The sequence below is a fragment of the Hylemonella gracilis str. Niagara R genome (assembly GCF_000600295.1).
Taxonomy (GTDB): domain Bacteria; phylum Pseudomonadota; class Gammaproteobacteria; order Burkholderiales; family Burkholderiaceae_C; genus Hylemonella; species Hylemonella gracilis_A.
The window spans coordinates 448,670-462,353 of record NZ_JEMG01000001.1 but is presented as its reverse complement, the minus strand read 5'-3'; the positions used below and the strand labels follow the sequence as shown (position 1 = coordinate 462,353).

Annotated in this window: 15 protein-coding genes; 2 read left to right on the top strand and 13 right to left on the bottom strand. The window is 63.1% G+C overall.

Features of this window, described 5'->3' with window-relative positions:
• Window positions 1–4: 4 nt before the first annotated feature.
• From AZ34_RS17465 to flgA, 13 genes are all read right to left on the bottom strand, one after another.
• Window positions 5–859 (bottom strand): hypothetical protein, encoded by an 855-nt coding sequence (locus AZ34_RS17465; RefSeq protein WP_051509457.1) that lies wholly within the window; start codon window positions 857–859, stop codon window positions 5–7.
• Window positions 852–2,492: a flagellar biosynthesis protein FlhF gene (flhF, locus tag AZ34_RS02145; protein ID WP_035604330.1), complete on the bottom strand. Its 1,641-nt coding sequence runs from the start codon at window positions 2,490–2,492 to the stop codon at window positions 852–854. Before flhF ends, AZ34_RS17465 begins: the two co-directional genes overlap by 8 nt.
• Window positions 2,489–4,591, bottom strand: a complete 2,103-nt coding sequence (gene flhA / locus AZ34_RS02140; RefSeq protein WP_035604324.1) for a flagellar biosynthesis protein FlhA — start codon at window positions 4,589–4,591, stop codon at window positions 2,489–2,491. The genes flhF and flhA overlap by 4 nt, the downstream gene beginning before the upstream one ends.
• Complete coding sequence (locus tag AZ34_RS02135; protein WP_035604321.1) at window positions 4,588–5,838, bottom strand: EscU/YscU/HrcU family type III secretion system export apparatus switch protein; 1,251 nt, start codon at window positions 5,836–5,838, stop codon at window positions 4,588–4,590. The genes flhA and AZ34_RS02135 overlap by 4 nt, the downstream gene beginning before the upstream one ends.
• A 127-nt stretch (window positions 5,839–5,965) precedes the next feature.
• Window positions 5,966–6,661 carry a protein phosphatase CheZ gene (locus AZ34_RS02130; protein WP_051509456.1) on the bottom strand — a complete coding sequence of 232 codons (696 nt, stop codon included), beginning with the start codon at window positions 6,659–6,661 and terminating at the stop codon, window positions 5,966–5,968.
• Between the two features lie 2 nt (window positions 6,662–6,663).
• Window positions 6,664–7,056: a chemotaxis response regulator CheY gene (gene cheY / locus AZ34_RS02125; protein ID WP_035604315.1), complete on the bottom strand. Its 393-nt coding sequence runs from the start codon at window positions 7,054–7,056 to the stop codon at window positions 6,664–6,666.
• A 115-nt stretch (window positions 7,057–7,171) separates the two neighbouring features.
• A complete protein-coding gene (gene motB, locus AZ34_RS02120; protein ID WP_035604313.1) occupies window positions 7,172–8,125 on the bottom strand; it encodes a flagellar motor protein MotB in 954 nt (317 codons plus the stop codon).
• Between the two features lie 67 nt (window positions 8,126–8,192).
• Window positions 8,193–9,050 (bottom strand): flagellar motor stator protein MotA, encoded by an 858-nt coding sequence (gene motA, locus AZ34_RS02115; protein ID WP_035604310.1) that lies wholly within the window; start codon window positions 9,048–9,050, stop codon window positions 8,193–8,195.
• Between the two features lie 251 nt (window positions 9,051–9,301).
• Entirely contained in the window at window positions 9,302–9,838 is a 537-nt protein-coding gene (flhC, locus tag AZ34_RS02110; RefSeq protein ID WP_035604307.1) for a flagellar transcriptional regulator FlhC, read from the bottom strand.
• Between the two features lie 33 nt (window positions 9,839–9,871).
• Window positions 9,872–10,204 (bottom strand): flagellar transcriptional regulator FlhD, encoded by a 333-nt coding sequence (flhD, locus tag AZ34_RS02105; RefSeq protein WP_035604304.1) that lies wholly within the window; start codon window positions 10,202–10,204, stop codon window positions 9,872–9,874.
• A gap of 271 nt (window positions 10,205–10,475) precedes the next feature.
• On the bottom strand, window positions 10,476–10,850 hold the full coding sequence (locus AZ34_RS02100) for a hypothetical protein (protein WP_035604301.1): 375 nt from the start codon (window positions 10,848–10,850) through the stop codon (window positions 10,476–10,478).
• A 211-nt stretch (window positions 10,851–11,061) separates the two neighbouring features.
• Window positions 11,062–11,400 carry a flagellar biosynthesis anti-sigma factor FlgM gene (flgM, locus tag AZ34_RS02095; protein ID WP_035604297.1) on the bottom strand — a complete coding sequence of 113 codons (339 nt, stop codon included), beginning with the start codon at window positions 11,398–11,400 and terminating at the stop codon, window positions 11,062–11,064.
• Between the two features lie 244 nt (window positions 11,401–11,644).
• The gene (flgA, locus tag AZ34_RS02090) at window positions 11,645–12,514 is read right to left on the bottom strand and encodes a flagellar basal body P-ring formation chaperone FlgA (protein ID WP_051509455.1); all 870 of its coding nucleotides are present in this window, start codon (window positions 12,512–12,514) and stop codon (window positions 11,645–11,647) included.
• A gap of 211 nt (window positions 12,515–12,725) precedes the next feature.
• On the opposite strand from flgA, the gene AZ34_RS02085 reads away from it, so the two are divergent.
• Together AZ34_RS02085 and flgC are read left to right on the top strand one after the other, a co-directional pair.
• Complete coding sequence (locus tag AZ34_RS02085; RefSeq protein WP_035604293.1) at window positions 12,726–13,211, top strand: flagellar basal body rod protein FlgB; 486 nt, start codon at window positions 12,726–12,728, stop codon at window positions 13,209–13,211.
• Window positions 13,212–13,253: 42 nt separating this feature from the next.
• Window positions 13,254–13,664: a flagellar basal body rod protein FlgC gene (gene flgC, locus AZ34_RS02080; protein WP_035604290.1), complete on the top strand. Its 411-nt coding sequence runs from the start codon at window positions 13,254–13,256 to the stop codon at window positions 13,662–13,664.
• The last annotated feature ends 20 nt before the right edge of the window (window positions 13,665–13,684 follow it).

The window sequence follows — 13,684 nt, the reverse complement described above, 5'->3', positions numbered from 1 at the left end:
ACGTTCAGCGCCCCTGCCCGGCAGCCACGGCCGCGCCGCGTCGGGTGTTGGGCGCGCTGGCATAAGCCGGCGCGAGCACGGCCGACAGATCCCAGTCTTGGGGCTGCAAACCGGCTTCCAGCGACCGCAGGGCCAGGCGCTGCATTTCCTCCGGGCGATCGGGACAGACCGTGAGCGCGGGTGTCTCGCAGGCGAGAAAATCACGCGCGCATTCCTGCAGATTGCGGCTGATGTTGTGACCCGACATGCGGGTCGTCAGGGCGGCGTCTTGCATCACGGTCACGATGGTAGGCCGCAACTTGCCCAAACTCAACATCTGCTTGAGCGCCTGGTAGGCCGACAGCAAGGCCGACTCCTGCACCGAGACGGGCAGCAACGGGGACAGGTTGCTGCCCTGCCAGACCCGGGCCAACACGGCAGCGGGCGCATAGACCAGGATCAATTCATAACCTGGGAACAGGGTCGCCAGTTGGCGGGCGCGTTCCTGTCCGGCGTCCAGCGTCTTGGCAATGACCTTGCCCTTCGCTTGGGTGGTCGCGCCCGCGCCGTCCAGCAGTTGCTCCAGCCCCAGTGCCGCTGGCACGATGGGCCAGGCCGTTGCATTGTTGCCCAGCACGGCGGCGGTGAAATCCTCGTCGCCGCGCAGCAGCTGGGACAAGCCCGGCACCTGGTCGGTTTCGCTGACATGGGCATCGAGCACAACCAGCGGGTAGTCCAGATTGGTCCAGGCAGCGCAGAGTTGCATCAGCAGCGGCAGTTCGCTGCGCGCGTCCTCGTGACCCGCCAGGGCCACGATGCGGGGCGACGATTCCACGGCGAGCGCCGCGAGGCCGGCCGCCTGGTTTTCGACTTCAAGCATGGAGCTTACCCCCATGCGCGGCCGGGCCCGGACGACGCACGGCCGGCGGCACGGGTTGTTGCGCGGTGGCCAAGCCCTGCACGCTCTGCGCGCGGCTTTCCATCTGCGTGAAATAGAGGTCCAGATCACCGAGTTGGGGGTCGTGGGCGGAGCGGCCAGTCGAGCGCATGGACAACTTGACCAGCTGATCGGCATCGGCGCGCGCCCAGTCTTCGGGCACACGTTGGCCGCAGCTCACGCCACGCAGCACCAGACGGTGGCGAATAGCCGCGTCCAGGGTCGGGCCGAGTTTCACTGCTTCGTCCGTCTTGGTCAGCACGGCATGTTGCGCGCCACTGCTGCGGAACGAGGCCACGGCCTCGTCCTGCGCGTCGCCATGGTTGGCGGCGTTGAGCACCATGAGGCGCTGCACACCCGGCAGGTCCAGCATGTCGAGCACTTCGCGCTTGCGCGGATCGCGCGGCGCCACGCCAGTGGTGTCGATGATGACCATCTTGCGGTTGGACAGCAGGCTCAACAAATCCTGCAGGGCGCTCTGGTCATGCGCCATGTGCGCCACCACGCCCAGCATGCGGCCGTAGGTGCGCAGCTGTTCATGCGCGCCGATGCGGTAGCTGTCCAGCGTGATCAGGCCCACGCTGGCGGCGCCGAAGTCACGCGCGCATTGCGCGGCGAGCTTGGCGGCCGTGGTGGTCTTGCCCACGCCGGTGGCACCGACCAGGGCGTAGATGCCACCGGCCTCGTGCAGGGCCGGTTCGTTCTTGTCGGTCTTGAGGTTGCGCTCCAGCACGGCCAGCATCCAGCGCATGGCTTCGGCAGGCGTGATGTCGTTGGGCATCTTCTCCAGCGCGGCGCGCGCGAGGTTGGGCGAATAACCCGCGCGGATGAGCTTGAGGGTCAGATTGGCTCGCACCGGGTTCTGCTTGGCCTGGCCCAACCAGGCCAGGGTGCTGAAGCGCTCCTCGATGAGATCCTTCATCGCGTTGAGCTCGTTCATCAGGCCCTCGGGCACCATGGGCTGAGGCGCGGCCTCGGGCATGGCGACGCGACGCGGCGCCTGCGCGGGCTGGTCCGGCGGCACCACGGCATAGGTGCGCGGCGCGGCGCCACCCACATTGATGCCGGAACCGCCCTGGGCGGTGTGCGCGGCCTGGCGCGCTTCGTGCTGTCGCATCTCGTGCCGACGCTGCAGCACGCGCTCGCGCACGTAGTCCTGGAAGGACAGGGTGCTCATGGCCAGCTGATCGGCGTCTTCCTCCACCGTGCTGCGCGAGGAGCGCAGCGCGGCGCGGGCCGCGCGTTCGGCGCGCTCAGCCGGATCGGGCACCTCGCCCTCGGGCTCCAGGCGGCCGTCACGCGGCGCGCGCGCGGCCTCCTTGGCGGCCTTTTCCGCGTTGGCCTTGCGACGCGACAGGAAACCGAAGGTGGAGCTTTCCGCGCTGTCTTCCTTGGCCATCACGTTGTCGGCTGCCTGGTCCAGCGCAGCGAGGGTGGACGAGGTCGTGGCAACGACTTCGACCCCACCTTGGGCCGTGGGCTTGTTGGACAGGATGACGGCTTCATCGCCAAATGCCGCGCGTGCCTTGGCCAGCGCCTCACGGGCGGTCGGGGCATGGAATCGTTGAATGCTCATGATGCGGCGCCTCTCAGGATCGGTCCGATTCGAATGGAATGGGTTTCAGGAATTTCGCTGTGCGACAGCACTTGCATCCGGGGCGCGGCGCGGCGCACCAGACGGGCGATGGAATTGCGTATGGGGTCGGGCACCAGCAAGCAAGCTGGTACACCGGTTTCTTCTTGTTTCATCGCCACGTCGGCCGCGTTGCGGGCGAACATGTCGGCCACGCCCGGATCGAGCGCTGGGCCGTTGGCGCCGCCCAATGCCTGCACAAGCAGGCGTTCCAGCGGCGGATCGATGGCGATGACGTTGAGTTCTTTCTGCGGCCCGTAGATCTGCTGCACGATGGCCGGCGACAGGGCGACACGCACGCGGCGCGCGAGTTCGGCCGGGTCGGTGGTAGCCGGCGCATGCTCGGCAATCGTTTCGACGATGGTGCGCATGTCGCGGATGTGCACCGCCTCTTCCAGCAACAGCTGGAGGACTCGCTGGAACGCGGCGATAGACACCATTTTGGGCACGACTTCTTCGATGAGCTTCGGGAATTGCCGCGACACGTGCTCCACCAGGTTCTGGGTTTCAGTACGGCTGAGCAGGCGCGCGGCGTGAACCTGCATCAAGTGTGAAAGATGCGTGGCCATCACGGTCTCGGAATCAACCACGGTAAAGCCAGCCATTTGCGCGGCTTCTTTCTGGCGTTCGTCGATCCACGTCGCGGGCAAGCCGAAGGCGGGGTCGGTGGCCGGCGTGCCGATCAGCGGTGTGCTGATGCCGCCCGGATTGATGGCCAGGTACATGCCCGGGAAGGCCTCGCCTTCGCCGACCACCACGCCACGCAGGTTGATGCGGTAACCGCTGGGCTTGAGCTCCAGGTTGTCGCGCACGTGGACCGGCGGCGGCAGGAAGCCAACTTCCTGAGCGAACTTGCGGCGCACGCCCTTGATGCGGGTGAGCAGGTCGCCCTGGCGGTTCTTGTCCACCAGCGTGATGAGACGGTAGCCCAGTTCCAGGCCCAGTTGATCCACAGGCTGCAGATCGTCCCAGCTGGCTTCGCCGTCGCCTGGTGCGGCGGCGGCGGAGGCCGAGGCGGCGGCCGCCGCAGCAGCAGCCTCCTGCTTCGCGGGCTGCTTGGAGATCACCCATGCCGCATAACCCAGCAAGCTGGCCATGCCCAGGAAAACCATGTTGGGCATGCCGGGGATGATGCCCAGCAGACCCAGCACGCCCGCCGTGATCCCAAGAGCACGGGGCGAAACCAGCATCTGGGCACTGATCTGCTTGCCCAGATCCTGGTCCTTGCCCACGCGGGACACGACCATGGCGGCCGCCACGGAAATCAGCAAGCCGGGGATTTGCGCCACCAGGGCATCACCGATGGCCAACAGGATGTAGCTGTTGGCCGCCTGGCTGGCGCTCAACCCGTGTTGCAGCATGCCGATCGCGAAGCCACCAATGATGCTGATGAACAGGATCAGGATGGCCGCCATGGCATCGCCGCGCACGAACTTGGAGGCGCCATCCATGGAGCCGAAGAAGTCGGCTTCTTCGCTGACCTCGGCACGGCGACGCTTGGCTTCCTTTTCGTCGATCAGGCCCGCGCCCAGATCGGCGTCGATGGCCATCTGCTTGCCGGGCATGGCGTCCAGGGCGAAGCGTGCCGACACTTCGGCGATACGCTCGGCGCCTTTGGTCACGACCACGAAGTTGATGACCACCAGGATCGCGAAGACGATCAAACCGACCGCGAAGTTGCCGCCGATCAGGAAATGGCCGAAGGCCTCGATCACCTGACCCGCTGCCCCGGTGCCTGTATGGCCTTCGAGCAGCACCACCCGGGTGGAGGCCACGTTCAAGGACAGACGCAGCAAGGTTGTCAGCAACAGCACGACCGGGAAAGCCGCGAAATCCAGCGGCTTGGTCATGTAGGCGGCGACCATCATCACCATCAGGGCGATGGCGATGTTGAAGGTGAACAGGATGTCCAGCAGCCAAGGCGGCAAGGGCAGCACCATCATCGCCAGCACGGCGACGACAAAAAGCGGTGCCGCCACGCCTTGGATCATCACGGCGTGGCGCCCAAAACGCTGCTGCAACTGTTGGATCAGCGGATTCATGTGGCTCTAACGGAAGATACGGATTGGGTACGCTCGACGCTTTCGGCTTCAGCGGCAGCTTTGGCCGCCTTGGCCTTGGCCGCGAGGCTGGCGGCATAGGCGGCCTGCGCTGCGCGGGGTTCGTGCGGGTCCATGCCAGGCGGCACGACCGGTTGGGGCATTTCCCCGGGCATCGGCCCCCTGCCTTGCAACGCCGCCTTCAAGCGATAGACATACGCCAGCACCTGGGCGACGGCGGTGTACAGAGTGGAAGGGATGTCCTGGTCCAGCTCGGCATGGGCATACAAAGCACGCGCCAGCACCGGCGACTGCAGCACCGGCACCTGATGGGCCTTGGCCAGATCGCGGATCTTCATCGCCAGCAAATCCGCCCCCTTGGACACCACGCGCGGGGCGGCCATGGATTTTTCCTCGTACTTCACCGCGACGGCATAGTGCGTCGGGTTCATGAGCACGAAATCCGCCTGGGGCACCTTGGGCAGACTCTGGCGCTGGGCCAGTTCGCGCTGCTTCTGGCGACGCCGGCTTTTCATCTGCGGGTTGCCTTCGATGTCCTTGTGCTCGTCCTTGACTTCCTTCAGGGACATCTTGAGCTCGGACTTGTGCAAGAAAATCTGCAAGGGCAAGTCGACCAGGGCGACGATCAGAATCACCGCCAGGAGCAGCGCGCAGCCCATGACCAGCCACTGCAACATGCGCGCAATGCCGGCCGTGGACGGCTGTAGCACCAAGGTCGCGACCGAGGGCAAGGTGTAGTAAATGAAAACGGCCGCCAACACCAGCACGAAGAAGGCAATGAAGGCAAGCTTGATGACCTCGGCCAGTTTCTTCTTGGTGAACAGGCCCTGAAGGCCTTTCAAGGGATTGATGCGACTGAAGTCAGGCACCAGCGGCTTGGTCGTCCAGACCCAGCCCCCACCCGCCAGCGTCGCCAACACAGCCAAGGTGGTGATGATGGCGGCGACCGCCAAGCTGACACCCATGCCCGTGAGCGTCATGGTGTGCAAGTGGTCCAGCATGAAACTGGGATTGCGCACGTCGGAAGCGCTCAGCGACAAATGGCGTGCAAGGGACTCCCGCAGCGCCTCGTAAATCCAGGGGGCCACCAGGACCAGCGTGACTGCGCCACCGCCCAGCACGGCGAGGTGGCTGAAATCGCGGGAACGGGGGACCTGCCCGTCCTCGCGCGCGCGCTGAAGCTTGCGCGGCGACGCCGGTAAATTACGGTCTTGACTGCTGGATTCCATGGTGGTGGGTACTTAAAGTCCACGCCATTGTCGGCTTGGACCCCACCACCTAAAACAAGAAAAGCCGGGTGTTTCCGGCTTTTCTTCCCCTTGATCGGGCGCGTTCTGGTTGGGCGCGCGGCGCGGCTCAGAATCCCAGACTGGCCAGCAAATCGTCCACCTGGGACTGATCGGTCACGACCTCGCTGGCCATTTTTTCCGGGTCAACCACGGGACCACCGAGCTTGACTGTGTCGGGAGTCAACGGCGTCTTCGCCGCCATTTTTTCTGCATCCATCTGCTCCGTCTGCTGCTTCAACCGCTCCTGGACATCCGCTGGCGCGGTCTGGATCAGCAAGGCGATCAACTGATCCTCGATGTTGGAGGCCAGGTTGAGCACGCGGGCGATCACCTGGCCCGTCAGATCGTGGAAATCCTGGGCCATCATGATTTCTGTCAGATGCTGGTCCAGATCGGTGTTGGTCTTTTCCAGATCGGTCAGGAAATTCATGACATGGCCCTTGGCCACGGCGGCCACCGGGTCAGAAGCCAGCAGAGCAATCATGTGCTTGGTCTGGGCGCCCATGTGGTCATTCTGGCTCTTGGCCTGATCCACACGATTGAGCACCTTCTCGGCCGCCTCACCCGTGAGCTTGGCGATGTAGGTCAAGCGAGAACGCGCATCGGGCAACTCGATGGCCGAGCCATGCAGTTTTTCCGCCAGCCCCAAACCCTGCAAGGCGTCATGCAGCTGGCGCGTCAGCAGACCGAGCTTGTGGTGCACGACCTCCAGGGCCTCGAAGGTCATGTCCCCCGAGCTGGGTGTGGCGGAAGGTGTGTTCATGGTTATTGCAACCCTGATTTCTTGAGGATGTGGTGCAGTTTTTCCTCGAGCACGGCCTTGGTGAAGGGCTTGACGATGTAGCCGGCCGCGCCTTGCTGGGCGGCGAGCACGATGTCTTCCTTGCGCGCCTCGGCAGTCACCATCAGCACCGGGATGTGCTTGAGCTTCTCATCCCGCTTGATCTCGGCCAGCAATTGAAAGCCGTTCATGTTCGGCATGTTGATGTCGCTGACCACGAAATCAAAAGGACTGGCGCGCAGCTTCTGCAGCGCCACCACGCCATCTTCCGCCTCATCAGCCTCGGAAAAACCGCTTTCCTTGAGCAGGTTGCGAACGATACGGCGCATGGTCGAGAAATCGTCAACCACCAGAAATCGCAATGGGTTGTTGGCCATACGTTGAGCCTTTCTATGCCTTTCAGTCTTGCTTTCAGTTCTTATCGCGGCAGATTATCGCCAAGTTCCACGCACGGCCCAAGCCCACGCACCGCTTCTCGCATGCCCCACCCCGTCACCGGGAGGCGCCCGGCGCGACCAGTGGCGGCGCCGATATCAGGGAGGGATCAATGGCCTGGCCCGTCGCCGCGCCGACACCGGGCTCCACCGCCTCCCGGTTGATGCCCAGCTGGCGCTCCTCCGCCTCCTTGGTCAGGACCATGATACTGATGCGCCGGTTGGCCGGCGCGGTCGGATTGTCCGGCACCAGCAAACTGCTGGCCGCCAGACCGGTCACGCGCAGCAGCTTGTCCTCGGGCATGCCGGCGGCGACGAGTTCACGGCGTGCGGCATTAGCCCGGTCCGCCGATAGCTCCCAATTGCTGTAGCCCCGACCCTGGCTGCCATATTGCGTCACATCGGTGTGGCCGTCCAGGCTGATCTTGTTCTCGACACCATTGAGCGCGGCGCCAATCTCGCGCAGGATCTCGCGCATATAGGGCTGTACGGCGGCATTGCCGGTCGTGAACATGGGACGACCTTGCTCGTCCACGATCTGAATCTTGAGCCCATCGGGCGTGCTTTCCAGCTGAATCTGGCGGCTGAAACGGCGCAGCTGGGCATTGTTGGAAATGGCCGCGCTGATCTTGGCGCTCAGTGCGGCCAAGCGCTGGGCATCACGGCGCGCGGTTTCGGCTCGCCGACGACGCTCCTCGGTCGCGCCATCCTCGGGATGCTGGCCGGCGGTCAGCCTCAGATCCGCGCCACCACCCGGAAGGATGGACGAGCTGGCACCAGAACCATTGCCACCCACCATGGACACCTGCAGCGGCGCACGGAAGTAATCCGCCAGGCCTTTGAGGTCGCCCTTGGAAGTGGAGCCCAGCAACCACATCAGCAGGAAAAAGGCCATCATGGCCGTCACGAAGTCGGCGTAGGCGATCTTCCAGGCCCCGCCGTGAACGCCGTGGCCGCCCTTCTTCACCCTTTTGATGATGATGGGCTGAAGTTTCTTGGCATCCGTGGCCATGATTCCTCCTTAGCCTTTCATCCTGATCGCCCGCATGTCAGATCCTGCCCTTGTCACGGCGCGCGGGTCACTTCTTGCGCACATGCGATTCCAGCTCCAGGAAGCCGGGGCGCTCGGTCGAGAACAGCACCTTGCGACCGAACTCGATGGCCGTCGCCGGGTTGTAACCCTGCATGCTGGCCAACAGGGTGGACTTGATGCATTGCAGTTCCTTGGTGCCGTCGGCCGCCTTCTGCTCAAGCAAGGTGCCCAAGGGTTCGAAAATCGCGTATGCCAGCAGAATACCCAGAAAGGTACCGACCAGCGCTGAGGCGATCATGCCGCCCAGGATGGCGGGAGGCTGACCCACCGAACCCATGGTGTTCACCACGCCAAGCACCGCCGCCACGATGCCAAAGGCTGGCAGGGCGCCAGCCAGGCGCAGCACGGCGGTCGCAGGCGCATGCGCTTCCTGGTGATGGGTGTCGATCTCACTGTCCATCAGCGTCTCGATTTCATGGGCGTTCAGATTGCCCGAGACCATCATGCGCAAATAGTCGGTGGTGAACTCGACGACATGGTGGTCATTGCCCACCACGGGGTGCGCCTGAAAGAGCGGGGACTCGTGAGGCTCTTCCACATCCTTTTCAATCGCCATCAGACCTTCCTTGCGGGCCTTCTGGAGAATGTCATAGAGCAGCGCCATGAGGTCCATGTAACGCGCCTTGGTGTATTTGGAGTTCTTGAGCACTGTCGGAACCTGCGCCAAGGTGGCCCGAAGCACCTTGGGCTGATTGCCCGCGACGAAAGCGCCAAGGGCGCCACCGAAGATGGTGGCCAATTCAAAGGGCAGAGCTTTCAACAGGACGTCGACGTTGCCGCCATGCAGGACGTAGGTCCCGAAGATAGCAACCATGGCAACGGCATAACCGATGATGACGATCATGGGTAGGCGGCTAAGGTAGTAGAAAGGGTGGAGAAAAATGTAACTCGAACCATTCTAGGGGATAGCGCCCATGTCAGCACACGCAAAAGCGTGGAAAACTGCCCCTAGTCTCGACTCTTTTGCAAACTTCTGTTGCAAAAATCAGATGACTCAGGTTGACTGGGTCAGGCGCCTGCGCGTCGCCACTCAGAGCAACAGCGACCCCGCAGGACAGCCCGGAGTTGCGAGGGTGCGCACAACCCTCGCGCCTTTCAGTGCAGCTGGATGCCCGTTGTGCTGCCCTTGCCCGCGCGCGCTGGCGGCTCGCACAGGCCGCAGACATAGTTGCGCGCGTTCTCATGCGCCTCGGACACGAAATGCCCACCGCATTTGGAGCAGCGTGTCATCGCCAGCATGTTGTTGTCGATGAACTTCACCAAGCGCCAGGCGCGAGTGATGGACAGCAGTGGCTCCATCTCCAGCGCCTTCATCTGCTCTTCGTAGAGGCGGTAGGCCTTCATCACGGCATCGATGTCCTCGATGCTGCTGGCCTTGCTCAAGTACTCGTAAATATTCAGGAAGAGCGAAGAATGGATGTTGGGTTGCCACGTCAGGAACCAGTCCGTCGAGAACGGCAGCTGCCCCTTGCTAGGCGACTTGCCAGCGACCTCCTTATAGAGGCGCAGCAGGCGCTCGTAGGACAAGTCGGTCTCGCTCTCCAGAACCTGCAGACGCGCGCCCAACTTGATGAGGGCGACGGCGCGCTCGATCTGGCGCGATTCGTTCAGGACGCTTTTGACGGTGCTCATGAGGTGTTCCCAGCCTGATTGTTGAGAAGACGCTCAGGCGCCCGTGGCTTCCGCGTGCCGACCAGCCATCAGGATGCTGGCGTGCAGGCGTGTGGTGGCGGGGTTGTCGACCTTGCTGGTGTTGTGGTTGGTCAGCAGACTCCACACCACCTCGTCATCCATGCGGAAGCGGCACAGCAGCATGGGGCTGGACGCGATCTTGGAGATCTGAGCCGGAGACATCATGGCCAGCAGGTCCGCCGATTCCTCGGACAGCCCCAGGCGGAACTGTGCGTCCGCCTTGTCACGCCGGATCAGGCTTTGCGCCAACATGAGGTAAGTCAGGTTGGATTCACGGATCTCGGCGTTCAGTTGTTCGTCAGTCATTTAGGGCTCCTTTACAGCGCATTTCTTGCGTTTGGCGTTGGGCCTGATTCTGATCGGCGGGCAGGAAACTTGAATCAGCCGCCTTCTGCACTTGCTGCGAGAAAGACCGGCAGCAACGTGTCAGACAAAATCCTACAAGTCCGTCAAGCACATGAAAAAGGGAATTGAAGGCAGAAAAACCCCCAATTCCCCACAACCCCTCGACAGGAGACCGCGGCACACGTATGGACACGGACACCGCCCGCATCGCAGGCGGCTTCGCACCCTGGCTCTAGCCCCCGAAACCGCGACGCGTCGAAGTGGCACGCCCCAGGGGCTCGTAACTGATGCTTTTCTGTTCGGCCATGCCGGGGATGAGGGTGTGCAGGCCGCGCTCGGCCTGGGCGGCCAGGCGCAGCAAGCTTTCGCGCTGCAGGTGGATCAGCGTCACGATACGCTTCATGCGAGCACGCAACTCCGTGCCACCTTGCACCAGCACCTTGTGCTTCTCAGTGAAGGCGGCAAACGCGATGGACGCCTCGCGCAGGGAGGCGCTGGCGCGCTCCAGCTGCTCCAGGTTCGCCCCATCCAGCAGGGCATGGGAGACAGCCTCGCAGAGCATTTCAATCTCGGCCAGGGGTTTTTCGTAGTCGGCGTAGGAAATCATGGAACAGGCTCCTTTGAATCAAGGATGCGAGGCAGGGACCCAAGGTCCGCCCGGCACTACAGGCATTTGCAAACAAACTCCGCAACCGGGATCACGAAGTTCAAGGCTATGAGGACTTTTCTTTCTAGTTGGGGGTGTCCACCCGGCTACGGTGGCTGGTTTTTCAACCTTGGCGCGCACCCCCGCACGCCTGAAAACTCAAGTCAGTGACTCAATGCACGCTGCGAGGTGCGAGGAATTCCTCCGCACCCGCCAACAGCTTGTCAGCGATCGCTTCGGCATTCACCACGTACGTACCGTTTTCAATCGCCTCGCGAACCGCACGGACCTTGTCCATGTCGATGTCGGCCAATTCACCGGCACCGCGCAACTGCTCCATGGCGCGAACCGACGACGAAACCGTCACCGACACGCTGCCCTTGGCTGCGGAAGTCGCCCCCTGGGTGGACACGCTCACGGCTTCCTTGGCCGCCATCTCATTCTTGGCGGGCTGGGTCGCTTGGGGCGTCACCTTGAGCAGCGGGTCTGCTGCGCTTTGACCGACTTTCATCATCTACTCCAATAAGCCTTGTTTGCCTGTAGTCCTGTTCGGGGCTGGAGGTAGCCGTTCCGCCCCGTGCCTTTCTTATCGGCGTGGGCCGGCGCAACTTTAGCCTCTGCAAGCAGACAACAAGGCGGTTTTTCGCTCGCTTTTACCGATGCGCTGGACGCATTTCTCGTTTTTCCCGTGGCAAACAACGCCTAGACAAATTCAATGCACCTTTTTGGTGCCTTTCCGCAAACTCACAAATCCCTTAAATCTCCACGCGGACCGTCCGCGCATCCACAACGGTGGCATTCATGACACGACCGTTGTCCATGCGCACCTGGGTAACCTGCCCCACCACGCCAACGGACATGGCCCGCCCTTGGGTGCTGACCTGAAACCCACTGCCTTGCACCAGTACACGCACTTGCGCCCCACTGGTGAAGACTTTGGCCGCCCGCAGCATGTTCTGACGCAGCGCCTGGCCGGCACGCAGACCGCGCGCCGCGACTTGTCCGTCCAAAGCGTCGGTCGCCAGCAACACCGGGCTACCGTCTTCCGCCCAATCCACTTCCCGCCGTTCCAGGTCCTGGTCTCTCACGGCCTGTCCGGCGGAAACAGGGGTCCTCAGCACCCATGCAGGGCCCATGACCTGCACCTGCACTGGCAGGGTCACGCTCCAGCGCGTGGCGCCTTGGATGCAACGCATGCCCAGGTGACTGCTGCCCCACAGACGACTCGGGGTGTAGACCTCCACCTCCGCGCAGGGAGCCAGGCGCAGACGCCCGTCCAGGCGTCCCAGTTGGGCCTGCATGCGAACACGGGTACCCCGCTCAGATTCGCGCGCAGACAAAAGGGGCAAATTGCGTTCCAACCAATGCTGCGCGACGTACGGCAGGTCCGCCTCGCTGTTGACGCGGTAGGTCTGGGTCGGGCCGCCCGGCTGATAGGCACGCGCCGGCACGGACCAGCCCATCACCAGCATGGCCAAGCCCAAGGACAGCCAAGACAACCACGCCACTGCGGTGGGCCCACGGCGCATGAGCACCTGCGTCAGCCCTCCCGCCTTGGCAGTGACATCCAGAGCGCGCGCCGCCCAATGCCGCAAGGCCTGAAATGCTTGCCTGAATGTGTTCATGATGGGTTCATCCTGTCGTGCGAGATGCCAATGACTATAGGGAGGACACCCCCGGACAAAGCACCCAAATGCAGGGCTTTCACCCTCTTATTCGAACCATCCGCAGCATCAAGTTTCCCCACAATTTGTCGCACCCGGTGATCCGAGCACCCCTCTTGGCGTCTCGCTTCCCGGCCCACGCAAGGCTGAATTGAATGAAAGGGCGCACGCCATGCTCGACAAACTGACCGGTACGCTGGACTTCCATGGGAATGCCCTGCTGCTGCGCTCCGAACGTCAGCGCACCATCGCCAGCAACATCGCCAACGGCGACACCCCTGGCTACCAAGCGAGGGATTTCGATTTCAAGGCCGCGATGCAGCAGGCCCTGGGGCAGACCGGCGGCCAACTGGCCCAGCCCTCAACCCTGAACATCTCCGGCACCGCCGGGGGCACCTATGTGCCCAGCAGCCAGCCGGCAATCGCGGGCGCCACCGACGCACGCCACATTCCCCTGCCCAAGAACACCGGCCAGGGTGGCCTGGGTGAGAACGGCATGGGCTACCGCGACCAAATTCAACCTGCCATGGACAACAACAGCGTGGACATGGACCGCGAGCGCAGCAACTTCGTGGACAACTCCATCCGCTACGAATCCACCCTGCGCTTCATCAACGGGTATTCCAAGACCATCCTGAGCGCCATCCAGGGCCAGTAAAGCGAACCCGCCCACCTACCCTGAACGACAAGGAAGACTCCCATGTCCATGTTCTCCATCTTCGGCGTCTCCGGCAGCGCCATCAGTGCCCAGGCCCAGCGCCTGAACGTCGTCGCCTCCAACCTCGCCAACGCGGACGCGGTGGCTGGCCCGGACGGTCAGTTCTACAAGGCCCGCCAGGTCGTCTTTGAGACCTTGCCTTTTGACGAAGCCACGGCAGGTGCTGCCGGCGTGAAGATCAACGCGGTGACGGAAAGCCAGGCGCCCGCGCGCCGGACCTATGAACCCACCCACCCCTCGGCGGATGCGGATGGTTACATCAACCACTCCAACGTCAACGCGGTGGAGGAAATGGTCAACATGATCTCCGCCTCGCGCTCCTACCAGAACAACGTCGAGGTGATGAACACCGCCAAGACGCTGTTGCTCAAGACCTTGCAGATGGGCCAGTAAGCGGCTTTCCATTCCTGAAC

Excerpts from the sequence above, each read along its gene's own strand:
- AZ34_RS02130 (WP_051509456.1), bottom strand. The coding sequence starts at position 6,661 with ATGAACACACCTTCCGCCACACCCAGCTCGGGGGACATGACCTTCGAG.
- flgM (WP_035604297.1), bottom strand. The coding sequence starts at position 11,400 with ATGAAAGTCGGTCAAAGCGCAGCAGACCCGCTGCTCAAGGTGACGCCC.
- flhF (WP_035604330.1), bottom strand. The coding sequence starts at position 2,492 with ATGAGCATTCAACGATTCCATGCCCCGACCGCCCGTGAGGCGCTGGCC.
- motB (WP_035604313.1), bottom strand. The coding sequence starts at position 8,125 with ATGGCCACGGATGCCAAGAAACTTCAGCCCATCATCATCAAAAGGGTG.
- cheY (WP_035604315.1), bottom strand. The coding sequence starts at position 7,056 with ATGGCCAACAACCCATTGCGATTTCTGGTGGTTGACGATTTCTCGACC.
- flhA (WP_035604324.1), bottom strand. The coding sequence starts at position 4,591 with ATGAATCCGCTGATCCAACAGTTGCAGCAGCGTTTTGGGCGCCACGCC.
- AZ34_RS17465 (WP_051509457.1), bottom strand. The coding sequence starts at position 859 with ATGCTTGAAGTCGAAAACCAGGCGGCCGGCCTCGCGGCGCTCGCCGTG.
- flgA (WP_051509455.1), bottom strand. The coding sequence starts at position 12,514 with ATGAACACATTCAGGCAAGCATTTCAGGCCTTGCGGCATTGGGCGGCG.
- AZ34_RS02100 (WP_035604301.1), bottom strand. The coding sequence starts at position 10,850 with ATGATTTCCTACGCCGACTACGAAAAACCCCTGGCCGAGATTGAAATG.
- flgC (WP_035604290.1), top strand. The coding sequence starts at position 13,254 with ATGTCCATGTTCTCCATCTTCGGCGTCTCCGGCAGCGCCATCAGTGCC.
- flhD (WP_035604304.1), bottom strand. The coding sequence starts at position 10,204 with ATGACTGACGAACAACTGAACGCCGAGATCCGTGAATCCAACCTGACT.
- AZ34_RS02135 (WP_035604321.1), bottom strand. The coding sequence starts at position 5,838 with ATGGAATCCAGCAGTCAAGACCGTAATTTACCGGCGTCGCCGCGCAAG.
- motA (WP_035604310.1), bottom strand. The coding sequence starts at position 9,050 with ATGATCGTCATCATCGGTTATGCCGTTGCCATGGTTGCTATCTTCGGG.
- flhC (WP_035604307.1), bottom strand. The coding sequence starts at position 9,838 with ATGAGCACCGTCAAAAGCGTCCTGAACGAATCGCGCCAGATCGAGCGC.
- AZ34_RS02085 (WP_035604293.1), top strand. The coding sequence starts at position 12,726 with ATGCTCGACAAACTGACCGGTACGCTGGACTTCCATGGGAATGCCCTG.